24 protein-coding genes and 1 tRNA gene are annotated in these 23925 nt (G+C 57.3%); 18 read left to right on the plus strand and 7 right to left on the minus strand.

Features of this window, described 5'->3' with window-relative positions; genetic code table 11:
• Positions 1–24 precede the first annotated feature (24 nt).
• Positions 25–100 (plus strand) — tRNA-Lys (locus ACYVI2_RS20695).
• A gap of 89 nt (positions 101–189) precedes the next feature.
• Here the strand turns inward: ACYVI2_RS20695 and ACYVI2_RS20700 are convergent.
• Positions 190–1425 carry a DnaJ domain-containing protein gene (locus ACYVI2_RS20700; protein ID WP_415820456.1) on the minus strand — a complete coding sequence of 412 codons (1236 nt, stop codon included), beginning with the start codon at positions 1423–1425 and terminating at the stop codon, positions 190–192.
• Between the two features lie 128 nt (positions 1426–1553).
• On the opposite strand from ACYVI2_RS20700, the gene ACYVI2_RS20705 reads away from it, so the two are divergent.
• Complete coding sequence (locus ACYVI2_RS20705; RefSeq protein ID WP_415820455.1) at positions 1554–1808, plus strand: antitoxin; 255 nt, start codon at positions 1554–1556, stop codon at positions 1806–1808.
• The gene (locus tag ACYVI2_RS20710; RefSeq protein WP_415820454.1) at positions 1805–2119 is read left to right on the plus strand and encodes a type II toxin-antitoxin system RelE/ParE family toxin; all 315 of its coding nucleotides are present in this window, start codon (positions 1805–1807) and stop codon (positions 2117–2119) included. The genes ACYVI2_RS20705 and ACYVI2_RS20710 overlap by 4 nt, the downstream gene beginning before the upstream one ends.
• Before the next feature lie 142 nt (positions 2120–2261).
• Here ACYVI2_RS20710 and ACYVI2_RS20715 read toward each other — a convergent pair whose 3' ends face one another.
• From ACYVI2_RS20715 to ACYVI2_RS20735, 5 genes are all read right to left on the minus strand, one after another.
• Positions 2262–3581 (minus strand): NtaA/DmoA family FMN-dependent monooxygenase, encoded by a 1320-nt coding sequence (locus ACYVI2_RS20715; protein ID WP_415820476.1) that lies wholly within the window; start codon positions 3579–3581, stop codon positions 2262–2264.
• Positions 3582–3677: 96 nt separating this feature from the next.
• Positions 3678–4406 (minus strand): ABC transporter ATP-binding protein, encoded by a 729-nt coding sequence (locus ACYVI2_RS20720; RefSeq protein WP_415820453.1) that lies wholly within the window; start codon positions 4404–4406, stop codon positions 3678–3680.
• Positions 4403–5260, minus strand: a complete 858-nt coding sequence (locus tag ACYVI2_RS20725) for an ABC transporter permease (RefSeq protein ID WP_415820452.1) — start codon at positions 5258–5260, stop codon at positions 4403–4405. The genes ACYVI2_RS20720 and ACYVI2_RS20725 overlap by 4 nt, the downstream gene beginning before the upstream one ends.
• A 70-nt stretch (positions 5261–5330) precedes the next feature.
• The gene (locus tag ACYVI2_RS20730) at positions 5331–6299 is read right to left on the minus strand and encodes an ABC transporter substrate-binding protein (RefSeq protein ID WP_415820451.1); all 969 of its coding nucleotides are present in this window, start codon (positions 6297–6299) and stop codon (positions 5331–5333) included.
• 167 nt (positions 6300–6466) lie between these two features.
• Positions 6467–7144 (minus strand): GntR family transcriptional regulator, encoded by a 678-nt coding sequence (locus ACYVI2_RS20735; protein WP_415820450.1) that lies wholly within the window; start codon positions 7142–7144, stop codon positions 6467–6469.
• Positions 7145–7596: 452 nt separating this feature from the next.
• On the opposite strand from ACYVI2_RS20735, the gene ACYVI2_RS20740 reads away from it, so the two are divergent.
• From ACYVI2_RS20740 to ACYVI2_RS20780, 9 genes are all read left to right on the plus strand, one after another.
• Positions 7597–8490 carry an ABC transporter ATP-binding protein gene (locus ACYVI2_RS20740; RefSeq protein ID WP_415820449.1) on the plus strand — a complete coding sequence of 298 codons (894 nt, stop codon included), beginning with the start codon at positions 7597–7599 and terminating at the stop codon, positions 8488–8490.
• Between the two features lie 5 nt (positions 8491–8495).
• On the plus strand, positions 8496–9311 hold the full coding sequence (locus ACYVI2_RS20745; protein ID WP_415820448.1) for a class II aldolase/adducin family protein: 816 nt from the start codon (positions 8496–8498) through the stop codon (positions 9309–9311).
• A 2-nt stretch (positions 9312–9313) separates the two neighbouring features.
• Entirely contained in the window at positions 9314–10198 is an 885-nt protein-coding gene (locus tag ACYVI2_RS20750; protein ID WP_415820447.1) for a TauD/TfdA dioxygenase family protein, read from the plus strand.
• Positions 10199–10297: 99 nt separating this feature from the next.
• Positions 10298–11317 (plus strand): ABC transporter substrate-binding protein, encoded by a 1020-nt coding sequence (locus tag ACYVI2_RS20755; RefSeq protein WP_415820446.1) that lies wholly within the window; start codon positions 10298–10300, stop codon positions 11315–11317.
• Complete coding sequence (locus ACYVI2_RS20760; protein ID WP_415820445.1) at positions 11314–12090, plus strand: ABC transporter permease; 777 nt, start codon at positions 11314–11316, stop codon at positions 12088–12090. Before ACYVI2_RS20755 ends, ACYVI2_RS20760 begins: the two co-directional genes overlap by 4 nt.
• Complete coding sequence (locus ACYVI2_RS20765) at positions 12087–12845, plus strand: ABC transporter permease (protein WP_415820444.1); 759 nt, start codon at positions 12087–12089, stop codon at positions 12843–12845. The genes ACYVI2_RS20760 and ACYVI2_RS20765 overlap by 4 nt, the downstream gene beginning before the upstream one ends.
• Complete coding sequence (locus tag ACYVI2_RS20770) at positions 12829–13809, plus strand: cupin domain-containing protein (protein WP_415820443.1); 981 nt, start codon at positions 12829–12831, stop codon at positions 13807–13809. The genes ACYVI2_RS20765 and ACYVI2_RS20770 overlap by 17 nt, the downstream gene beginning before the upstream one ends.
• A gap of 185 nt (positions 13810–13994) precedes the next feature.
• Positions 13995–15491, plus strand: a complete 1497-nt coding sequence (locus tag ACYVI2_RS20775) for a serine hydrolase domain-containing protein (protein WP_415820442.1) — start codon at positions 13995–13997, stop codon at positions 15489–15491.
• Between the two features lie 94 nt (positions 15492–15585).
• Entirely contained in the window at positions 15586–17142 is a 1557-nt protein-coding gene (locus ACYVI2_RS20780; protein WP_415820475.1) for an ABC transporter substrate-binding protein, read from the plus strand.
• Between the two features lie 49 nt (positions 17143–17191).
• Here ACYVI2_RS20780 and ACYVI2_RS20785 read toward each other — a convergent pair whose 3' ends face one another.
• A complete protein-coding gene (locus tag ACYVI2_RS20785; RefSeq protein ID WP_415820441.1) occupies positions 17192–18244 on the minus strand; it encodes an ornithine cyclodeaminase in 1053 nt (350 codons plus the stop codon).
• Between the two features lie 121 nt (positions 18245–18365).
• Here ACYVI2_RS20785 and ACYVI2_RS20790 point away from each other — a divergent pair, with 121 nt between their 5' ends.
• From ACYVI2_RS20790 to ACYVI2_RS20815, 6 genes are all read left to right on the plus strand, one after another.
• Complete coding sequence (locus ACYVI2_RS20790; RefSeq protein WP_415820440.1) at positions 18366–18791, plus strand: Lrp/AsnC family transcriptional regulator; 426 nt, start codon at positions 18366–18368, stop codon at positions 18789–18791.
• A gap of 141 nt (positions 18792–18932) precedes the next feature.
• Positions 18933–19820: an alpha/beta hydrolase family protein gene (locus tag ACYVI2_RS20795; protein WP_415820439.1), complete on the plus strand. Its 888-nt coding sequence runs from the start codon at positions 18933–18935 to the stop codon at positions 19818–19820.
• 15 nt (positions 19821–19835) lie between these two features.
• Positions 19836–20780 (plus strand): ABC transporter permease, encoded by a 945-nt coding sequence (locus ACYVI2_RS20800; protein ID WP_415820438.1) that lies wholly within the window; start codon positions 19836–19838, stop codon positions 20778–20780.
• Positions 20777–21601, plus strand: a complete 825-nt coding sequence (locus tag ACYVI2_RS20805; protein ID WP_415820437.1) for an ABC transporter permease — start codon at positions 20777–20779, stop codon at positions 21599–21601. The genes ACYVI2_RS20800 and ACYVI2_RS20805 overlap by 4 nt, the downstream gene beginning before the upstream one ends.
• Positions 21598–23241 (plus strand): ABC transporter ATP-binding protein, encoded by a 1644-nt coding sequence (locus ACYVI2_RS20810; protein ID WP_415820436.1) that lies wholly within the window; start codon positions 21598–21600, stop codon positions 23239–23241. The genes ACYVI2_RS20805 and ACYVI2_RS20810 overlap by 4 nt, the downstream gene beginning before the upstream one ends.
• A 34-nt stretch (positions 23242–23275) precedes the next feature.
• Positions 23276–23896 (plus strand): GntR family transcriptional regulator, encoded by a 621-nt coding sequence (locus tag ACYVI2_RS20815; protein WP_415820435.1) that lies wholly within the window; start codon positions 23276–23278, stop codon positions 23894–23896.
• The last annotated feature ends 29 nt before the right edge of the window (positions 23897–23925 follow it).

Here is a 23925-nt window from a genome sequence, read left to right on the forward strand (position 1 = left end):
CGCGTTTTCGTGTTCCGCAGATCAGGGCTGTTAGCTCAGTTGGTAGAGCAGCGGACTCTTAATCCGTAGGTCGAGTGTTCGAGCCACTCACAGCCCACCAGAATTCTTTGTAGTTAAAAAAGCACTGCGCATAGGCGCCAGTGCTTTTTTTTCGTCTATTCTCACGGTGAGCTGGGGACGGCCGTTTCTTTAGTCGGACATAAAATCATTAACCGAGCCGGTCTGAGTCGAGAAGTTCCCATCCCTTTGGAGCTGCAACGAATATCTCATGACCTGATGATAAATGTAGTTCCCCTGAACCGAGCTGCGGTATTCCTGAAAGTTCGGGTCGAACGTAGCAACCATGTCGGTCATGAATCGACGACAGGCCGTGCTGAAATTCGTGCCCATGGCAAACCAAGCCTGATAAGAGCCATCTGGAATGCCTCCGAATGTGAATGATTGCCCCTGACCTACAAACCCCGCTAGGATTGTCTGGCCACTGACGTTCTTGAGTTTTACATATACGTCATTGTCGAACGGCGCTTGGACTTCCAATTGATGTGGGCCGCTACTGTTCTTCAAGAGAATCTTTCCTGAAGGAGGGCGCTCGATTTGGCAGTCTACTGGCGGGACTGTTGAGAGACGGCCCTGAAATCTAAGCAGCTTTTTGTTTACATAGCCCGTCCCTTCGCCATAAAGAATTGCGACCCAACTACCTTGGACATTGCCCCTGATTACCACCGGGACTCCCTGTGCTAATTTCCCTATTACGTCAAACTTAGTGCCAGGACCATTTCTTACATTGAGCTGCTCAGTGTCAACAGTTGCGGTAAGGCCGATATCAGGCAGCCATGACGACTCTGGCTCTGTTGGAGTAGAGAAAGGAATAGGTGGGGGCGACGCTGAGGCCGTAAGTGTGGAGGACGCTAGCGTCGGCGTTGGGGCGACATTGGGAGGGGCGTGTGGATAGGCGTTGCGCGGCTCTTGAGTAGTGGTGTGCTGCAATGAAAAGCTCAGCTTGAATAGCAAAATGAAAAATACCAATACACAGATAACTGCCGCGGGCTTTATGAGGGAAGCAAACGAAGATAGCGTGGAAGCGGATTCACCCATAGATGTTTTTTTCCCCGCTGCGTGAGGCGGCTTCGACGCGGATGTGGATGACGAGTTTGGTTGCTGTTTAGGGGGAGGCGAACTTGTTCGTGGAGGGACGGTACCAACCTCCTCTCGGCTGAGGGTCTCGTCGTATTGCTTTCGTTTTTCGGGGTTAGAGAGTATCTCGTAAGCTTGATTTAACAAGCTCATAAGCTCTGCTGCTTCGGCATTGTTTAGCTTTCGGTCTGGGTGGTGCTGTTGTGCCAGCGTCTTGTAAGCAGCGCGTATAACGGAAAAGGGAGCGTCTCTTGCAACTTTTAACGTGTCATAGTGGCTTTTGAAACGCATATGTCGTATCCGAAGTTACATTTTGAGTTATTTTAATGGCCCTCGAAGGGCTGTTCCTCGCGCCTCTGCCTTAAGGCCCACATTTGTGGTAATGTGGTCATTTTAGACTGATAGGCAGAGGTATGCCCATGAGCCGCTTGACCATAGACGTAACCGACAAGCAGCACCAAGCTCTCAAGGCGATGGCTGCTCTGGAAGGTAAGACCATCAAACAGTACGCCCTCGAGCGCCTGTTCCCTCAGGCAGTTGGGGAGGAACAGGCCCTGTATGAACTGAAGACCCTGCTTAACGAACGCCTGGCCCAGGCAGAGCGCGGCGAATTGGAAGAGGGCAGCATTTCCGACATCGCCATGATGGAACTGCGCCGCAGTAAGGTGCGATGACTCGTCCCTACGTTCTTTCCCGTGGGGCCGCTGCAGATTTACGGGACATTGTTCGCTATACCGTAGGGACTTGGGGTGAAACGCAGAGTGTTGCTTATGTTGCCGAGCTAGAAAACGCAGCTTGTGAAGTATCCGACGGCCAAGGAGTCTTCACAGTGTTGGACGAACTGCTTCCCGGCTTGCGCGTAAGGCGGGCAGGGAAGCATGTGCTCTTTTGCCTGCCTCGACAGAATCGCCAGGCGCTAATCCTAGCCATCTTGCATGAGAGGATGGATCTCATTGCGCGACTGAAGGACAGGCTGGGGCTATAACGTAAGCTCAGGTGCCAGTTTTGCAGCTGGTTGGAAAGAGTCTTGGCGTGTGCCCCATTGGGTCGTCACTTGCATTGCTGATGTCAAATTAAAGTGAAGTTTAATGTGACTTTGCTAATGCAAGCAGTCTTTTTGCTGAACCCTACGTATGGGTTGCCGACGACGTCAATCCAAAATGTGAGCGCAGCGTATGTCCTTCATACTCGCTGCGAAACAGCCCACGCTTGCGCAGCAACGGCACCACCTCTGACGTAAACAGTTCGAACTGGCTATGCAAGATCGGTGGCATGACGTTAAAGCCGTCTGCCGCGCCGGTCTGGAACCAGTCGGTAATCGTATCGGCGATTTCTTCCGGAGTTCCGGTGGCGGTGAAATGTCCGCGAGCGCCGGCCAGGCGTCGCAACAACTGACGCAGTGTGAGGCCTTCGCGCAGGACCATATCAACGTAGCCGACCACACGGCTCTTGGAGGCTTCGACGAGATTCGGGTCTGGAAAATCATCACGGGTCAGCCGGCGATCCAGCGGTACCGCCGAAAAATCGTGGCCGCCAAAGCGGTTGGACAAACGGGTCAGGCCGACTTCGGGGCTGGTGAGATCATTGAGTTCTTCCCAGACCTGCTTCGCTTCGTGGCGGGTGGAACCGATCGCGGCACTGATGCCGGGCAGAATGACGATGTCTTGCGCACGGCGTCCATGGGCGATGGCCTGTGCCTTGATATCTGTGTAGAAGGCCTGGGCCGACTCCTTGCTGGTGTGTGCGGTGAAAATGGCCTCGGCCCAGCGTGCGGCGAAAGCACGGCCCGTGTCGGATTGTCCGGCCTGGATGTAAACCGGCCGGCCTTGGGGGCTGCCAGGGATGTTCAACGGACCATGGGTCTTGATGGCGTCGCCGTTGTAGTTGGCAGGTTGGATGAGCGAGGCATCATGGTAGTAGCCCTCTGCCCGGTTATCGACGACAGCATCGGCCGGATAGCTGCGCCAGAGCGAATCGACAGCCTCGAGGAACTCTTCGGCGATGCGATATCTTTCGCCATGCTCGACGTTCTGCGCCAAGCCGTAGTTGGCCGCGGCCTGAGGCGCCCACGATGTCACGATGTTCCATCCCGCACGGCCTTTTGAGATATGGTCCAACGACGCGAATTGGCGGGCCAGCGTGTAGGGATGGCTGTAGGTGGTGGAGGCGGTGCCGATCAGGCCGATGCGCGACGTTAACGCGGCGAGCGCCGACAGCAGCGTCAAGGGTTCCAGGCCATTGGACGGCGCGCTGCGTGCCCCGGTCGCTGCCACCAGAGAGTCAGCAAGAAAGACCGCATCGAACGTTGCGGCTTCGGCCAGGCGCGCCGATTTGGCATAGAGCTCCAGGTCGGTCAGCGCTAGAGGCGAGGCATCGGGGTGACGCCATGCGCTTTCATGGTGGCCGCGCGACATCAAAAATAGATTCAGGTGCAATTGGCGATTCAGAGGGCGAGTCATCTGTTGCTCAGCAAAACTGCGGCAGTCACGCCGGAAAAAATATGCGGCTGCCTGGCTCGCAGGGCGAGTCCGGCAGGGTGTTTGTTAAACGACTTCGGTTTCGACGCCCAGATTGCGCAGCAAGGCCAAGCGCAGCGTGGCGAAACCGGATTGATGCGTTTGGCGCGGGTGCGGCAGCGTCACTCGATGGTCTTCGTGGATGCGCCCATCCTTGAGCACCAGAATACGATCGGCCAGCAGCAGGGCTTCGTCCACGTCGTGCGTGACGAGTATGACAGTGGGGCGATGCTGTTCGACCAGTTGGAAGAGCAGGGCTTGCATACGCAGGCGGGTCAGTGCATCGAGCGCACCAAAGGGCTCGTCGGCGAGCAGCAGCGTGGGCTCACGCAACAGCGAACGCGCCAGCGCAGCGCGTTGCTTTTGCCCGCCAGAAAGCGTGCTGGGCCAGACGTCGGCCTTGTCGCCTAGACCGACGGCTTCGAGCATCTCGGGCACTGCCGACTCACAGTCGGGACGGCGCAGCCCGAGGCGCAGATTCTCACCCACGCTTAGCCAGGGCAGCAGCCGGGCATCCTGGAACAGGACCGAGGTATTGGTGGGGGCGCTGATGTGTCCCGTCCGGCTAGCATCCAGGTCGAGACCGGCAAGTGCTCGCAATAACGTTGTCTTGCCCGATCCGGATTCCCCCAGCAGAGCGACAAACTGCCCGGGCTCTATGTCCAGTGAAATCCGATCCAGAATGGTCTTGCCAGAGAAAGCGCGTGAGACTTCGCGCAGAATGATCGAGCCGTTGGAGTCGATAGGCGAATTCATGAGCCAAGAGTCCTGCGATAAGACAGCACGCGCGACTCAACAAAGCGCACCGCTGCGTCAGAGGCCAGGCCCAGTGCGGCGTAGATGATGATGCCGACCACGATAATGTCGGTCTGACCCCAGTCGCGTGCACGATTCATCAAATAACCGATACCGGTCTGGGTATTGATGAGTTCGAGTACCACGAGCGCGGTCCAGCATAAAGCCACAGCCAGACGCAGGGCCACAAAGAAACCGGGTAAAGCTGCCGGCAATGCGACTTTACGGATGAACTCGCGGCGTGTCAGGCCTAGGGTGGTGGCCAGTTCGACATGACCGATGTCTATGCCACGCAGAGCGGCGTGCGTATTGATGTAGATAGGAACGAGCACGGCGGTGAAAATCAGAAAGACCTTCATTGCCTCTCCGATGCCCAGCCAGATAATGGCCAATGGAATCAATGCCAGCGTCGGGATGGCGCGTTTGATCTGAACGACACCATCGATCAGGGCCTCGCCTGTGCGTGTGAGCCCCGACAACAGGGCCAAGACAACTCCTATCAGTACGCCCAGCGCCAGCCCGGTGTACGCGCGTGCAGCAGAGGCAAGAAAATGCGGCAGCAGGGTGCCGTCGGCCAGCATGTCGTACCCTGTCACCAGAGCGGTTGATGGCGCAGTGAGTGTTTCAGGCGACAGGAGGCCAGTGCGCGAGGCGATCTCCCAGAGCACGAGGAGCAGCACAGGGCCTGACAATCGCCAGCCTGGCGGTAAGCGTGCGGGCACAAGGTTGACCGGGCGTGCGGGCGGTGCCGGCGTGGCACGATGGTGGGCTTGGCTTGGCGCATATGCCAATGTGTTTTGAAGGGCTTTCGTCATGATGGCCTCCTGGGCGTGGCACCAAACCCAGCAACGCCAGTCGAGGGTTATGTCTGCTTAAAAATAGGTCTCAGCGTGACGCGGTGATGATCTTGTCGTAGGTATCGACGAAGGATTGCCGCGCGTCGAAGCGTTCTTTGATGGCGCCAGCTTGATAGAGGATGTCGATCAGCTTCTGGTGGTGGGCAATAGCTTCGGTCGAGGTCTGCAATACGTATGGCGACTGCGACGCGAGAATGGCCTTGGTGTCGTCTTGCGATATGCGTTGGAACGTGACGTAGTAGTCCTGACCCCATTGGGCCTGATGGGCGTTGCTCCATGTGGCAGCGCGCGTGAATGCCGCCAAGAACTGTCCGATGGAGGCCGCTTTGGCCGGGTCAGCCAACACGTCGGGGCGTGCGTAGAAATAGCTGGTCGAAGGCAGGATGTGGCGTTCTTCTGGATCAAGCACGGGTGAGGCGCCGACCTGCTTGGTCAAGCGTGTAACGTGCGGCTCTTGCAGTACGGCGACGTCCACTGCGCCTGAGCGGATGGCGTCGGGCAGATCGGCTACGCGCAGGCGAACCAGATCGACATCGGCCAACGACAATCCTGTGCGGTTGAGCGCCTCGATCAAATAGACCTGACGGCCCGAACCTTCGACGTAGCTGAGTTTCTTGCCTTTCAATTCAGCCAGCTTGTTGATGACGAGGCCCGGACGGGAGGTCAGGATGTACTGCGCGCGTTCACGAGTAAAGCTCGCAATGATGGGCAGCAGCGTGCCGGCGGCCCGTGCCTGGATGGGGGGCGTGTCACCGACGTAGGCAATGTCGAGCGCACCGGCACGGATGGCTTCGTAGATGGCCGGGCCGCCGGCAAAGTTTGGCAATTCCAGGTTCAGCTTGTCTCGCTCACCGCTGGCCTCCAGCAGGTTACGTACCAACTCGCTTTGATCAGCGATGACGAGTTTGGTGGAGGAAGTCTCTGCGTTGGCAGCGGGCAGTGTCAGCCCATAGGCAAGGCCGAGAGCGGGCAGGGAGAGGAAAGTACGTCGTTGCATTGTCTGCTATATGTGTCGCGCTGCTGTACTCGCGCTGCAATAGAAGCAGAAATGATATGGACGCCGTCGGCAAAGAACAAAGCTCTATTGGCAATATGCTCAAGGGCATAAAGATATGCGCAAGGAGAAAACGGCCATAGGCGGCCGATACTCCAATACGCGCAAACTCATCCGGCTAATTCAGACTCGGAGCTTTTAGGAAACAGGGCGATGAAATCCAGCAGTTTCTCGCCCAACAGGTTCACATGTCCGCGCATTGCGTTGGCCGCGGCGTCTTCTTCGCCTTTGACGATGCAGCGTAAGACTTCAGCATGTTCGCTGATGGTGCCCTCGCGACGGCTGGGCTTGTGCGTGACCAGGCGCCGATAGGCGCCGATACGATTACGCAACGCTCGGGTTTGCTCAGCCAGAAATTCGTTTTGAGAAGCTTCGTAGATCAATTCGTGAAACTGCCGGTTCACATCATAGAACTCTTCGACCCGATCCGTGTTTGACAGCAAGATGAGGGCTTCGTGTAAACGATTGAGCTCCGCAATCTGCGCGGGGGTGATGCGGCGGGCTGCCATACGGGCGCATAGGCCCTCCAGTTCCGCCATGACCTGGAACATTTCCACGAGTTTGTGTGCGGAGAGCGTCGCTACCAAGGCGGGCTGACGGTTGCGCATTTGAATCAGGCCGCCCGAGGCCAGATGCCGCAGTGCTTCGCGTACGGGGGTGCGCGATACCTGAAAGCGTTCTGCGAGTTCGACTTCATCCAAACGTGCGCCCGGACTCAGTTTTCCCGAAAAAATCTCGGCTTCCAATGTTTGTTGAATCTGTTCGGAGCGGTTCTGAACGGGTTTCATGTCCGGCTGATGGCGAGGCGACGCCGTCCGTGTACGGCTTGTGATGGACGGCGCGGATGATGTTGTTGACGGGGAGAAGTCTACCTTCACTTCGGTCTCTCTAAATATAGCGGAGGAGAACAAGGGGGCGGGTTAAGCCCCGGCGTCATCGTTCTCCCTATTTTAGCGGCTAATGTATACAAGAAATAAATAATTAAATGCTCCAGATCGAGCCAAGTATGCACCAGAAACTGCACCAAGTTAGCGCAATCCTAGCCTCATGACTGAGTTTTAAGGCCAAAAATGCTGGCACAGGTATTGCTTGATAGACATGGAGCGACGATTTACCGATCGTGTTTGGAATCGGGAAATACATAGTCAATGTTCATGCATACAAACATTTCCGAAGGAAGGTGAACGATGGATTTTGGGCTGAAAGGGACGTTGACCACGCTGGCACAGGCGGGCCCGATATGACCGCGCATTCATTAGCCTCACGAGCTATGTATTCGGTCAACCCGGATAGCCGCACTGCTGCTGCGCTGCCCGACTTGGCTCAGGGGTTATCTGCGCCGTTATTAACGCTGAGCGGAGTGTCTAAAACGTTTGGCAAGACGTGCGCACTGAGCGACCTGAGCGTGTCTATTACCCCCGGCGAGTTCGTGACCGTGGTAGGCCCCAGCGGCTGCGGAAAAAGCACGCTGTTCAATATCGTTGCCGGTTTGGAAGAGCCCGATGATGGCGGGCGGATTGAATTCCTGGGCAAACCCTGCAAAGCCAGGGATCTATTGGGCAAAGTATCCTTTATGCCGCAGCGCGACCTGCTGCTGCCCTGGCGGACCGTGATCGATAACGCCATTCTGGCTGTGGAACTCGAAGGCGCGCGCCGCGCTGATGCACGGCGCGCTGCGCTGGATATGTTGCCCGAATTTGGTTTGGCGGGATTTGAAAAGCAGTATCCGCATGAGTTGTCCGGGGGGATGCGTCAGCGCGTTGCCCTGATGAGGACGTTCATGTTCAACCGCGATCTGATGCTGCTGGATGAGCCATTTGGCGCGTTGGATGCGTTGACGCGCACGATGATGCAGCGTTGGTTGCTCGACGTCTGGCAAAAGCATCGGCGCACGATTCTATTCATTACTCACGACGTGGACGAGGCGATCTTTCTCGGGGATCGCGTGCTGGTCATGACGTCGCGGCCCGGGCAAGTAAAGATGGAGCAGGTAGTGAGCCTGCCCCGTCCGCGTCGCGCGGATATCGTCACGTCCGCCGAATTCATGAAGCTCAAGCGTGTATTGCTGGAGGCGATTGAAGAAGAAAGCATGAAGTCCTTTACGGCCAGCGAGCGCAGCAAAGGAGGGCATTGAACGTGATGATGAATATCACCTTAGCGCCTGCGCAATTGGTATCCAACACGGTCGAGCTTGGCCGAGAGCAGTATGGAGAAGCCGAGTGGGAGGCCCGTGTGTCCCTTGCCGCCTGCTACCGCCTGGTGGCGCAACTAGGCTTGGACGACCTGATTTACAACCACATTTCATTGCGGGTGCCGGGAACCGATGATCAATTTCTGATTAATCCCTATGGCATGTTGTTTGAGGAGATCACGGCATCCAGCCTTGTGCGTATCGATATCCATGGTCAAAAACTCTGCGATTCGCCATACCAGGTCAATGCCGCTGGTTTCGTCATTCATGGCGCGATTCATCAGAGTCGCCATGATGCGGTCTGCGTACTGCACACGCATTCGGATGCCAGTATTGCCGTCTCTGCCCAGCGGGATGGCTTGTTGCCGCTGTCGCAGTTCGCGATGCGCTTTTATCAGCGCCAGGCGTTTCACGATTACGAGGGCGTGGCGATCGATCTGGACGAGCAGGAACGCTTGATCGCGCATCTCGGCCAGCATCCCGTCATGTTGATGCGCAATCACGGCTTGCTGACTGTGGGGCGTACTCCCGGCGAAGCCTTCATGCTGCTGTACTACTTCGAGCGTGCTGCACAGATACAGCTGCAGATGCAGGCTTCAGTGGCGGGAGGGGCGGGCCCGCTCGTTTTGCCGTCTCACGAGGTCTGCGAAAAAGCCGCCAGACAGTTCTGGGAAATGAAAGGCGACATTTTGGTGGCGGGCGAGCGCGAGTGGCCTGCGTTCATTCGTCAATTGGATCGTCAGGATCCTTCTTATCGGAATTAATCATGCTTTCCACATCGCTTTTGCCTACGTTTGAGGAACCCATTGTGTTGAATACCCGACCGTTGCACCCCGGTTTTGGTCTGGAGGTGTTGGATCTGGATTTGTCATCGCCAGATAGCGATAACGCAATCGACGCATTGGTCGAGGAGTTGGATCAACATTCGCTCATTCTGCTGCGAAATCAGAAATTGTCGAATGAACGCCACGTTGAAATCAGCCGCCGTTTCGGTCCCCTGATGACTCATGTGCTCAAGCAGTTTTTGACAACCGGGCTGCCCGAGATCTACGTGCTTTCCAACGTGAGTGAGAACGGAAAGCCTATTGGCAACCATAAAGAAGGCTGGAACTGGCATTCGGACCTGTCATATGTGGCCGAGCCCAGTATGGGATCGCTGTTGTATGCCGTGGAGGTGCCGCCAGAGGGCGCCGATACCTTGTTTGCGAGCATGCATCTGGCGTATGAGGGGCTGCCAGCTGACATGCAGCAACGTATTCGGAACTTGCGTGCCACCCACTCGTATGCGGGTTATTACGGCAAGGCGTTTGCAGACCGTGCGCCGCTGACCGACGAGCAAAAGGCGCGTACGCCAGATGTGAATCAACCCGTGGTGCGCACGCATCCTACAACAGGAAGACTGTCTTTGTATGTGGGGCAGGATATCGTGAAGTGCATTAATGATCTGCCGGACACGGAATCTGATGCGCTGCTGGCCGAGCTGAATGCACATGCCATCAAGGATGAATTCGTGTTTCGTCACCGTTGGCAGCAAGGCGATCTGATCTTGTGGGACAACCGTTGCACCATGCATTGCGCGACGCCCTATGACGACAACAAGTATCGCCGTGTCATGCACAGAACGACGGTGGCGGGCTCGCGGCCATTTTGAGGCGACGAGCCGGGATAACGCGCTGGTCCGTAATGGACCGGGAAAAATCTCTTCGACGCTTTTTTTCCTATCTTCCTTGTGGCACTTGCCGGAATCATCATGAACAAACGACGCACATTGGCGGTATTGGCGGCTTCGGCCACGTTGGGTCTGGCTGTATTGGCCCCTCTCGCTGCGCAGGCCGCAGATCTGGTGAAAGCGACACTGCGCTTGAAATGGCTGCCGCAGACGCAGTTCGCGGGCTTTTATTACGCCTTGGAGAAGGGCTACTACAAGGACGAGGGCATTGATCTGACCATCAATCCCGGCGGCCCCAATCTGCTGACCGAGAATCTGGTTGCCACGGGCGCGGATACGTTCGGTCTGTCTGGCGGCACTGATAGCGTGATGGCGGCGATCGATAAAGGCATGCCTATCGTATCGGTAGGCGTCTCGCATCAGGTGACGCCTTTTGTCTTCGTGACGCGCAAAGACGGTCCGGTCAAGACGTTGAAGGACTTCGAAGGCAAAAAAGTGACCGCCTGGTTCACTGGCGCGAACTATGTGCTGTTTGGCATGCTGGCTAACAACGGCGTGGACCGCAGCAAGGTAGATATCCAGCCGCAACAGGTCAGTGTCACGCCATTCGTCAATGGGGATGTCGATGTCGCCACCGCGACTTGGTACAACGAGCTTTACACGATCAAGCAGCGGATGGGGGCGGATAATCTGCGTACTTTCGTGGCCGAGGACTATGGCGTGACCTTTCCGCGCGATACCCTGATCGTGTCCAGGAAAACGGCCCAGGAGCAGCCCGAGCTGATTACGAAATTCCTGAGGGCATCCATCCGGGGGTGGCGCGATGCCATGGCGCATCCCAAGGAGGCGGTCGACGCGGTGATGAAAGTCGCTCCTACGCTGGACCGAGCCCATCAGGAATTCATGCTCACGGAAGCCTATCGTCTGATGACGGCGGGGCAGGCCAAGACCGAGGGTTTGTTCTGGATCGACTCCAAAGCAATTCAGGCAACCGAGGAGTTTTTGCTCAAGAACAAGGTCCTCACCAAGCCCGTAGATGTGGCCACCGCATTTGACGGCCGTTTTCTACAGGCCATTCCTGTCGAGGAGCGGCGTCCATGAGCAACGCGGCCGCGATGCTTCGGTCTGCCGCGCTGACGACGCTGCGTGGCGCGGTTGCAATCCTGATCGCCGCCGCGCTGTGGGAGGGCGTGGTGGTGCTGGGCAATATCAAGCCGTACTACCTGCCACGGCTGTCCGACATCGTGATGTCCATCATCGCCGTTCCGGACGCCTATATTGCGGGTTTTTTTCGAACGATGAGCGAGACGCTGCTGGGCTTCGCCATGGGTGTGGTGGTGGGGGTAGCCAACGGCGTGCTGTTTAAACAGTCCCGCACCTTGCGTGAGCTGATTTTCCCCTTGTTTGTGATTTCGCAGACGATACCGGTGATCGCATTTGGTGCAGTGGTCGTACTGTGGTTCGGCAACACCATATTGGCCAAGGCATTGATTGCGTTCTACCTGACGTTCTTCCCTGTCACCGTGAATACATTGCATGGCATGGATGCCGTCGATCAACGGCAGGTCGATCTGCTGAGAAGCTTTGGCGCGACGCGCTGGCAACTCTTGTTCCGTTTGCAGTTGCCTGCTGCGCTGCCGCAGATTTTTGTGGCGCTGAGGTTGGCGTGTACGTTGAGCTTGCTAGGCGCCATCGCCGGAGAATGGTTCGGCGACACCACAGGGCTCGGAGTGCTGTTGTTGCAGGCAATGTACAACGAGCAGGTCATTGCCCTATGGGCAGCGATTCTGATGTCAGGGCTGCTGGGGACGTCTTTTTATGGTCTGGTCGCATTAGCAGAGCGTCGCGTGGTTTTCTGGAGAAGCGAGCTGTGAACCTCAATCGTTTACGTCCTTCGAGGGCGACGACGCGTGCCCTGATGGGGCTGGCCGGTGTTGCGATACTGTGGGAAGCCTCGGCGCGGGTGTTTGATCTGCCTGCTTACGTATTGCCGAGCGTCAGCAGCATTCTGGCCGCTATCGTGGATCAGCGAACGTCCTTGGGCAATGCGGCGGCGATGACGCTGATGGAGGCCATAGGCGGATTTTTCCTGGGGTCTGCCGGTGGAGTGCTGTTGGCAGTGATATTGACGATGTTGCCGGCCACCCGCCGTGTGTTGCTGCCTACGGCTACCGCGCTGAACTCCGTGCCCGTGGTGGCCTATGCGCCGCTGATCCTGCTGTGGTTTGGTATTGGTCCCGAGTCCAAGATCATCATGGTGGCATTGGCCGTGGGCTTTACCGTGTTTTTGCATGCCTTGGCCGGCCTGGATCGCGTCGATCAGAGGGCAGTGGATCTGATGCGCAGTTTCGGCGCCGATCGTGCGGCGATCTTGTGGCGCTTGCGGGTGCCCGCGGCTATTCCTCTGACTGCGGCCGGCATGCGGGTCTCGACTGTACGCAGCATGATCGTGGCTATCGTTACCGAAATGCTTGGGGCAACGGGCGGCTTGGGTTGGACGATATATCAAGCGGTACTGCAGATTGATTTCGTCCAAGTGTGGTCCGCAATTTTCGTCGCGTCTGCGGCGAGCTTGATTTTCTTTGGCACGATTAATTTTCTGGAAAAGCGTTATGTCTTCTGGAAGTGAGCCTCAACGCCAGTCGTCCATGGCGGCGCTGCCAGTGGGAACGGCTACCCGTCCGCTATTTGCGGCCGAACGCCGTGCGCGCTACTTTAATTCGGCTAATGCGTTCAATATCCATTTGTCCGCGGTACCGGCCGGAATTTTTTCGGAGCCGGTGAGAAAAGCGCTACAGCCCGACGCCGCGACAGGTTATGTCGTGTGCGATCAATCGCAAGCATTGGCGACCTCGTATCCCGCCACGACGCCCTTCATGCTGGCGCGCTACGCGCGCATTAACGTAGGCGATGCTTTGGAGGCGGATTTCACTGCCAGCGGTTCCATTTGGTACGTGATGTGCGGAACGCTGCAGATTGCCGATTTGGATGGCGAGGCCGATCAGCAGGTTTTCGCGGGCGATGTGCTGTATTTGCCGGCGGGAAAGCATCGCTTGGCCAATGCTGGTGACGTTTCTTGCGTGGCGTGGCTGGTGACAGACGAGCCGATGCTGGCGCACCATGGTTTACGAGCGGCCTCTGCAGCGTCTCCGGGTCATGAGGCAGGGGCAGTCATTTTTCGCGCCCAAGATATTGCGGATCAGATTGCGACGATTTATCAAACCATGCCAGATGCCGGCACGTCGGGGATGGCAGTGGTCTTTTCTGCACAAGCCCATGAAAGCAGCCGCAACTTGATGGCTAATCTGACGCTGTCATTGAACACCTTGCCTGCACACTGCCATCAATCGGCGCATCGCCATAACTCGGCTGCGTTGACGCTGGTCTTGTCTGGGCAGGACTGTTATTCCCGAGTCGATGGGCAGACGTGCCCTTGGACAGTCGGCGCAACATTGGTGACCCCGGCTGCTGCTCCCCATTCGCATCACAATGATGGTGATACGCGTGCGGCATTTCTGATCGTGCAGGATGGCGGCCTGTACTATCAGGCTCGCACAATGGGGTTTGAATTCCTGGCCGAGGATGCCGGCTGATCGTCTGACAGCTTTCCATGTGTGCTCATGGCGGCACGACCGAAGAGTCCACCGGCAACGGTGGGCTCTTTGTTTTGAGCGAACTGTTGTTTTAGCGAGCAGGCGTCGTTTTGTGAATAAAATTGGCGCCAAAATGTGTTACCGTACTGAGATATCCCAGCGACCACCCTTTAGTGAGGTTAGGCATGCAGAGTACGAGCGTCGACGGCGGTCAGCGTGGCATCTTTCCTGGTGGAGCAAAGCCGGTTTTCGACGACGGTTTACTACGTGCGGCCCCTTCTTCGGTGGGGGTCGACAGCGATCAGATCATTATTTTCCTGGACCAATTGGAGTCTGCTGGGCTGGATGTGCATAGTTTCATGCTGCATCGCCACGGCAAGGTCGTCGCCGAGGGGTGGCGCTGGCCGTATCGTGCTGACCGGCTGCGCGTCTTGCATTCAGTGGCCAAGAGTTTTACCGCTTGCGCCATTGGACTGGCCATCGACGAAGGGCTGCTGAGCCTCTCGGACCAGGTCGTGAGTTTTTTCCCTGACGAGGTGCCTGCCGATGCCAGCGAATGGTTGCTGGCCATGACCGTGCGCGATTTATTGACGATGCGCACAGGGCACGCAAGCGGCGTGTCGGGTTCCGTGTGGCGAAATATCGCCAGCAGCTGGACGTCGGAGTTCTTCAAAATCCCTCTGGTTTGCGCACCCGGGACGAGGTATGTCTATACCAGTGCGGCCAGCTACATGTTGTCCGCCATCTTGACCAAAATCACTGGGCAGACATTGCACGCCTATCTGAAGCCGCGTTTGTTCGAGCCGCTGGATATCCGTGACGAGCGTTGGTCGGTGGGGCCCGACGGCGTTAATCCCGGGGGTAATGGCCTGACCGCAAGAACCGCCGATTTGTTGAAACTGGGACTGTTGCATGCTCAGGGTGGCGTATGGAATGGCACGCAGGTCTTGCCGGCACGTTGGGCGCATGACTCCACGCGTGCACAAGGCGGGCCGGACAGTACCTACGGTTATCACTGGCAAATACGGCCGGCTGGCGCCTACAGCGCCATAGGGGTATTCGTCCAGCTGGTTACGGTATTTCCTGAGCACGGCGCCACATTGGCCATCACGGCCGCGATAGACAAGAGCGCGACGTTGCTGCCTTATGTGCAGCAGTATCTCGTGCCGGCTTTTTTGGGGGCGCCAATACTGGATGCCGGGGCGGATGGCCGTTTGGGGCAACGCCTGTGTGTCTGGCAGGCCGAGCCTTTGGCGCCTTCTGCCGGGTATTCAGACAGGCAAGACGCCGTGGCAGGGAACAGCTACGCCATTGATCCGAACGCCGCAGGTGTAGAGTCGATCCGGCTCGCATTTGCGGATGATGAATGCCGCTTTCGATTGACCGATGCCAATGGGTCATACGAGATACGGGCGGGTCTGGGGCAGTGGATAGAGTCTGCTACGAGTATGCCGGGGCAGGATTTGCATCATGGCTATACCTTTGACCGCGAGCCGGTTGTTGCCACGGCACGATGGGCCAGTGCAAACACATTGGAAATGACTTGGATTTTTCCGCAGACTGCTTTCAAGGACACTGTCGTGTGCATATTCGATGGCGATCGAGTTACGGTACAGCGCAGCGTCAACGTGAATAGTGGTTTGTTGCACCATCCCGATCTGACGGGGATGGTAAAGCGCTGAAGGCCGCTGTCACAAGTGTGTTCTACCAATAAGAGAAAACAGATGACTCACCATATTCCACAACAGTTATCGGGGGAGTAGAAAAATGAATACTATGTCGAAGAGCATGACCGCCGTATGTTTGACCCTCGCTCTGGGTTCGACCTCCTATGCTGCCACGCCGTTGCGCATCGCATTGACGGCCGATATTCGGTCGACTCAGCCAGGCGTGAATCGCGACGCGAATAGCGACACCGTCGTGCAGCATATCGTCGAAGGGCTGGTAGCTTTTGGCGAGCGCGGAGATGTCAAGCCACAGCTCGCCGAATCAATGCAAGTCAGCGAAGACGGCAAGACCTACACATTCAAGCTGCGGCCGAATGTGAAGTTCCACAACGGCGCGACGCTGACTTCGGCGGACGTGCTGTGGACTTGGCAGCATTACATGGATCCGAAGACCAGCTGGCGTTGCCGCACGGAATTCGACGGCCGTGATGGCGTGAAAGTCGAAGACGTGCAGACCCCCGATGCATCTACCGTGATATTCAAGCTGGAACGGCCCAGCGGCCTGTTTCTGAATGGCTTGTCGCGGTTGGACTGTGGCGGCACCGGCATCTTGCATCGGGACTCCGTACGTGCAGACGGGACGTGGGATCATCCCATCGGCACAGGCCCGTTCGAGTTGAAAGAGTGGCGGCGTGGCGAATATATCAGCCTGGAAAAATTCAAGGACTATGCCAATCGCACGGGCGCGGCAGGCGGGGAGAGGGATGGGTTTACCGGTTCCAAGCGTCCACTGGTCGATGAGGTCCGTTTCGTCATTATTCCTGATGAATCGACCATCAAGCTGGCTTTGCAGCGCAAAGACATAGACATCATCTCGGATTTGTCCAACACGGACGTTCCAGAAATGCAGAAATCGCCGGGGATCACTGTGGCGCACGCCGATACGTTGGGAATGACGGGCGTGCTCATCCAGACACGTGATGCCGTGCTGAGCAATGCAAAGCTGCGCGAAGCGATGGCGCATGCGATTGATTATGCGCAATTAGCCGATGCGGTGAATGAAAAACTGGCACCCTGGAATAATTCCATTGTGCCCCTGGCTTCCAGTTACTTTGACGACGTGCAAAGAAAAGGCTGGACCTACGATCCTGCGTTGTCGCAGAAACTGCTCCAGGAATCCGGTTATCAGGGGCAGCCGATTTCCTTGATCGCCTCCAGACGCTACGCCCAGTCGTATAACGCGGCGGTATTGGTGCAAGCCATGCTGCAGTCCGTTGGCATCAATGTACGGCTGGACGTCATGGAGTGGGGGGCATTGCAGGACCGTTATGTGACCGGAAAATATCAGATGCTGGTGCAGCCGTACTCACCGCGCATGGATCCCGCGCAAAGCTATGAAGCCGTGTCCGGCGACAAGGCGACTCAGCCACGCAAAGTATGGGACAACCCGCAAGCCATCAAATTGATCGAGCAGGCGGCGCAGGAAATGGATCGAGAGAAACGTAAGTTGATCTTCGATCAGTTGCACGGCATGTTTCTGAGCGACATCCCGACTATCCCTTTGTATAACGGAGCGGATGTCGGGGCATTCCGGGACGGCATTGAAGGCTACAAGCCATGGGCGCTGCGCAAGCCGCGAGCCTGGGAAGTGAGCAAGAAGGAGTAACCCCTTTGGGTTACGGCGCTGCTGGCAGCGCCGTAACCTGCCGTGTGATTTAAGCGGCGCGTCGAGCGGGCGCCATACGAGCGGTCTGTGCAACCAGCGTGGAGTACAAATCTCTGGGGTCTTGTAATTCAGGGATCAGCGTCGCCTCTTGGCCGATGCCCTGTTCGCGAGCTTCGGTGTACAGCATACGCAGGGCAGAGTAATCCTCCATGGCAAAGCCGACTGAGTCGAAGACGGTGACTTCATCGGCGCTGGTACGGCCTTTGACCTCCTGGCGCAGCACTCTCCATAATTCGGTGACTGGAAAATCTGCAGGCATCTGTTGGATGTCGCCTTCAATGCGGCTCTGAGGTTCGAACTCTACAAAGGTCGATGCATGAGCCAGGATGTCGCGATGCAATTCGGTCTTGCCCGGGCAGTCTCCGCCGACCGCGTTCAAATGCATGCCGGGTTCGATCATTTCGGGTGTCAGGATGGTGGCGTAGGTCTTGTCGGCGGTGACGGTCGTCACGATATCGGCGCCATGTACGGCTTGTGCCGCGCTATTCGCGATGATCACCTTTAGGCGGGTCGTCGTGGCCAGATTGTCGACCAGCTTGCGAGTCGCCGCGGCATCGATGTCGTAGACACGCAGTTCAGAGATACCCAGCAGGTGATGAAAGGCAAGTGCCTGGAACTCGCTTTGCGCGCCGTTGCCGATCAGGGCCATCGAGCGCGAATCTTTGCGTGCGAGCGCGCGAGCGGCCATCACTGATGTCGCTGCGGTACGCAAGGCGGTCGTCAGGGTTAATTCACTGATCAGTAATGGTTTACCCGTGGATACTTCCGCCAAGGCGCCGAAGGCCATGACCGTAGGCAATCCTGACTGCGGATTCTTGGGATGGCCATTGACGTACTTGAAGCTGTACAACTGATCATTGGCCACTGGCATCAATTCGATCACGCCATCAGGTGAGTGAGCGGCCAGCCGGGCGGACTTGTCGAAGTCCAGCCAGCGCAGGAAGTCGTCGTGGATGGCTTGTTCCAATTGCCGCAGGAAGTCAGGCAGCGTTCGTCGTTCGATCAGGGATACTACGTCGGGAGTGGTCAGCAATAATGTCATGGTTTGCTCCGTTGTTCATACCCGAAATTCTGATGCGTATCGCTGTCAAGAAATAGTCTGCATCCCGTACAGAAAACCACGATAAGATGCCAAACTGGCACCAAGAATTGACGAAATGAGAATGGACGATCTCGATCAACGATTACTCGGATTGCTGCGAGCCAACGCGAGGGAGTCGGTGGCGACCCTTGCCAAACGTCTCGACGTTTCACGCGGCACCGTCAATAACCGCATCGCCCGCCTGGAGGCCGAAAACATCATTGTCGGCTACACGGTGCGGCTACAACCCGATGCGCATCCCGAGCAAATATCGGCATGGATGAGTATTGCCATCGACGGCAATGAGACTCGCCGAGTCATCAGCGTATTGCTGGGCGAACCTGGTGTTGCTGCGCTGCACGACACGAATGGGCGTTGGGATCTGCTGGCTGAATTGCGAGCGCAGAACATTGCCGAAATGTCCGAGATTCTGGAGCGCGTACGGCTCATCAAAGGCATCGCGGCGACCGAGACCAGCCTGCATCTCAAGAGCTACAAGGCCGGATAACAGGCACTGAAATGATCTTGCGCTGATTATTTTCTTGTCATCGAGGGATTTATCCCACTAAAATTGGCGCCAATTTATGCACAAATAAATAACATCCGGCGTCCGTCCGGCTGTATGTCATTTGCCTATTCGAGGATGTCCATGCTTGTTCCCGTTACCAATACTGATCGCGCTCGTGCGCTTTACGATCTAGGCAAGGCTACGATATTTGCGTCTCAAAGCGATCCGCGCTTTTCGTATTGCATGTATGTGCCTCCGCACATCGACACCGCCGAGCATCCGATGGAGTTGGTGGTGATTGTGCACGGCACGGGCCGCGCTTTTGTGGAATATCGTGATGCGTTTGCCGAGTTCGCCCGTTGGAATGATTGCATTGTGTTGTGCCCGTTGTTCCCGGTAGGTGTATTGGGCGACGGCAATCGCGATGGTTTCAAGCAGATCAAAGAAGGCGAGCTGCGCTATGACCATATTCTGCTCGACATGGTAGATGAAATCGGGGCGAAATTCGGTTGTGACTTCAGCCGGTTTGCACTGTTTGGCTATTCCGGTGGCGGTCAATTCGTTAACCGTTTTACGCTGTTGCATCCCGAGCGTTTGTGGACGGTGTCCATCGGCGCGCCGGGGTCGGTGACGCTGCTGGATGCCGATCGTGATTGGTGGATCGGCGTGCGTGATATGGAGCAGCGGTTCGGCAAGGCCTTGAATATCGATGCCCTGAAGCAAGTGGCCGTGCATATGGTGGTAGGCGCCGCCGATCTGGAAACGTGGGAAATCACGCATCAGGAGGGCGGAAAGTTCTATATGCCTGGCGCTAACGATGCCGGCAGTACCCGGCCCGCGCGTCTGGAGAGCCTGCGTCAATCCTTCGTGCGTGCAGGCATCGATGTCAAGTTGGACATCGTCGAGAACGTGCCGCACGAGGGATTGCTGTGCGTCGATACGGTGCAGGACTTTCTTGCCGATGCATTGAAACAGCGGCGTGCCGCGAGAGCAGGCAAGCAGCCTGCTGATAGAAACGGCAACTCATGATAATGGAGTAGCGACATGCTGCGTTTTTGTCTTGCTCGGATTGTCATGGCCATTCCCACGCTTGTCATCGTGGCTGTCGCCGTGTTTGTCTTGATCCGCCTGATCCCCGGTGATGCGGCGCAACTGATGCTTGGCGATCTGGCGACACCAGCAGCATTGGCGGATTTACGCGCCTCGCTGGGGCTGGATCGTAGCTTGCTTGTGCAATTCGGTATCTGGGTCAACCACTTGCTCTCCGGGGATCTCGGCGTATCCATCAGTACCGGACAGCCGGTACTGCCGCTGGTGTGGGACCGGTTTCTGATAAGCGCCCGGATCGTCGTGGCGGCGGTGTTCTTTGCCAGCGTTGTTGCCGTGCCCGCCGGCATGATTGCGGCCTGGAAGCAGAACCGAACACCCGACCTGGTGCTGGTCAGTGCCGCCACACTGCTGGTGTCGATTCCTTCATTCTGGCTGGGCTTGCTGCTGCTGATTTTCTTTGGCGTAAAGCTGGATTGGCTGCCTGTCGTCGGCTATGTGGATATCGGCACTGACTGGCGATCGGGATTGCTGTATTTGGTGATGCCGATACTGACGCTGTTTTTGCATGAAATCGGCGTACTGATGCGCATGGCGCGTGCCAGCACGTTGGAGGTGCTGCGTCTGGATTACATCACCCACGCTCGTGCCAAAGGATTGCGTGAATCAGCAGTGATGATTCATCACGCTTTTCGCAATGCATTTGGGCCGACCTGGACGCTGATCGGCTTGGTGATGGGAAATTTGCTAGGCGGTATTGCGGTGGTCGAGACGGTGTTCACGATTCCCGGTTTGGGCCGTTTGCTGGTCGATGCCATCTTTTCTCGGGATTATCCCGTCATTCAAGGTTGCCTCCTGTTTGTGGCGGTGGTGTATGTGGTGGTGAACCTCGTCATCGATCTTTGTTATCCGTTCTTTGATCCCAAGGTGGCGGCAGAATGACCAAGAGAAAATTTCCCGCAAACGCGGTGATCGGCTGTGCGATCGTCGGCATGATTGTGTTGATTGCGCTGATAGGCTCGGTGTGGACGCCGCACGATCCATTGCGGATCAATTTTGCCGCACGTCTGAAACCGCCCGGCGGCGAGTTCTGGTTGGGCACGGACGAGTTCGGGCGCGATGTGCTGTCGCGCTTGATGGCCGGTGCGACGAGTAGCGTCTGGATCAGTCTGACCACTGTGGCATTGGCCATCATCGCCGGCACGATCATCGGCGCGATTACCGGTTTTGCACGAGGTTGGACGGATCGGGTGATCATGGCTTTTAACAATGCCTTGCTGGCGTTTCCTGGTTTGTTGTTGGCGCTGGGGTTGTTGGCCATCGTGGGGGCCAATAAATACGGCATCATTCTGGCGCTGGGACTGGCCTATACGCCCTCGGTGACTCGCATCGTGCGCGGCACTGTGCTGTCACTGCGCGAGCGCGAATTCATCGAGTCCTCTCGTGTACTGGGCAACTCCGAGGCCTATACGATGTTCCGGCATGTATTGCCCAACTGTGTGGCGCCGCTGACGGTGCTGGCGACATCGATGTTCGGGTGGGTCATCCTGTCGGAAAGCGCGTTGTCCTTTCTGGGCTTGGGAGTGCCGCCTCCCGCACCGACGTGGGGCAACATGCTGGCTTCGGCGCGGCCTTTCCTGGCGCAAGCCATCTACCTGTCCATATTGCCGGGCGTGTGTATCGCCGTGGCGTTGTTGGGTATTAATCTGCTGGGCGATGCCGTGCGCGACAGACTGGATCCCCGGATGAGGAGTGCGACGTGAATCCCTTGTTGTCTGTGGCCGGCTTGAGCATCGCGGTAGGGCAGGGCGGGCGTGAAATTGTCAAGCGTGTTTCTTTCGAAGTCGCCCCTGGCGAGCGGGTAGGTATCGTTGGGGAATCCGGCAGCGGAAAAACGCAAGCAGCACGTGCTGTGATCGGGTTGACGCCGGCTCCCCTGGTGCAATCTGGCGGTTCGATCCTCTTTGATGGTATTGACATAGCCAAGGCCGACGCTGCAACACTGCGCACTTTGCGTGGAGCTCGTATCGGCATGGTGTTTCAGGAGCCGATGACGTCGTTGAATCCGTCGATGTCGATAGGCCGACAGCTTGACGAAGGCCTGGCGTTGCATCGCCGCGATCTGGATGTAAAGGCTCGTACTCAGCGCATCCTCAGCATGCTGGCCAGAGTAGGCATTCGCGATCCGCAAGCGGCCATGCAGGCGTGGCCGCATGAGTTTTCCGGCGGCATGCGGCAACGCATGATGCTGGCATCCGTTATGTTGCTGGAGCCTGCGCTGCTGATTGCGGATGAGCCCACCACGGCGTTGGATGCGGTAGTGCAGCGCGATGTACTCGAACTGATGGGCGCGTTGGCCCGCGAACAGAATACAGCCGTGTTGATGATCAGTCACGATCTGCCGATGGTGGCGTGCTACACCGATCGTATTGTGGTGATGGAACAAGGGCAGGTCGTAGAGTCGGGCGACACCCAGTCAATTCTGGCCACGCCACGCCATCCGTATACGCGAAAACTGCTGGATGCGATGCCAAGGCGGATGCCGGCTCGCCCTCCTGTGGCCGAGGCTCCATTGGTCGAGGTGCGTAATCTGGTTGTGGATTATGCCGGGCGGCGGCGATTGTTTTCCCGATCGGAGGGGATGCGCGCGTTGAAAGGGATTGATCTGCAGGTACGACCGCGCGAGGTGGTCGCCGTCGTGGGCGGGTCTGGATCGGGCAAGACGACATTGGGACGCGTGATAGCAGGTCTGCTAAAAGCGTCTTCAGGCGAGGTGCGGTTCCGTGGGCAATCCATCCGGCGAGGCTCGCCAGGGTGGCGTGATTATCGAATGAATTGCCAGATGGTGTTTCAGGACCCGTATTCATCGTTAGATCCCCGTATGACCATCGGTCAATTGGTTGGCGAAGGGCTGCGTTTCATGCCCCAGTTGGACGCACGAGCGAAACGCATGCGTCTGGACGAGGTATTGACGGAGGTGGGCTTGGGGCCGGAGTACGCGTCGCGCTATCCGCATCAGCTTTCGGGAGGACAACGTCAACGGGTGGCCATCGCTCGCGCTGTTGTGCGACGGCCTGCTTTTGTCATCGCCGATGAGCCGGTGTCGGCACTGGACGTCACGGTTCGGGCACAGGTATTGACATTATTCGCACAGCTGCAGGAAAAGCACGGATTTTCCTGCCTGTTCATCAGCCACGATCTCAGTGTGGTCGAGCAGGTGGCCGACCGGGTCATTGTCATGCGCGAAGGGGAAATCGTAGAGCAGGGCGGGCGTGACGGGATTTTCGACCAGCCCCAGCACGCTTATACTCGACGCCTGTTACAGGCCATCCCCGCCTTGGCGCCCAATGGGGTGGGAGGGGTGAGCCTGCGTTGGCGTCTGGAGGGCGAACCTTCAGCTTAAAATGTGTGCTTTAGGCAAATCGCGGGAGTAGCCGATGTCCAAATCGGTTGGAGAAAAAGTCGATCTGGCCGACCGTATCGCACAAGACATCCAGGCAGGAGTTTTCAGTGCGGGCTCCTGGCTGAAGCAGATCGATCTGCAAGAGCGTTACGATGCGACTCGCCTGGAGGTGCGTCGTGCGCTGGACCAATTGGCGAGCACCCGGGTGATCAGCCATGTCCCCAACCGGGGCTACCATGTGTTCGAGCGCGATGTAACGAGGGATGAGCAGGTTCGCGATATACGCAAACTGCTGGAAGTCGCAGCGGTCGAAGACCTGATGCCTCACATCACCAAAGCCAAGCTGACCGAGCTGCGTGCGCTGGCCGAGCGTTTCCAGGGACTGCTGGTATCCGGCACGGTACTTGATCTGTACGAAGTCAACATGGCGTTTCATACCGCCATGTACGACATGTGTCGCAATAGAGAGTTGGTGGCGCTGATCTACGAGCTGCGCAAGCGCGGTCCGGCGGCACCGGCGCGCGAGTGGGTGACACACCAGCGTATCGTGCAGTCGGCCAAAGAGCACTTCGATATTGTCGATGCGATGGAGTCGCGCGACCTCAAGCGAGTACAGAAAGCCGTGCGCACGCACGTGGGGCAGGACATCTCCTGAGTACCCCGCGGCTCGACGGCAGCATCGGC

This window comes from Bordetella tumbae, from assembly GCF_054780995.1.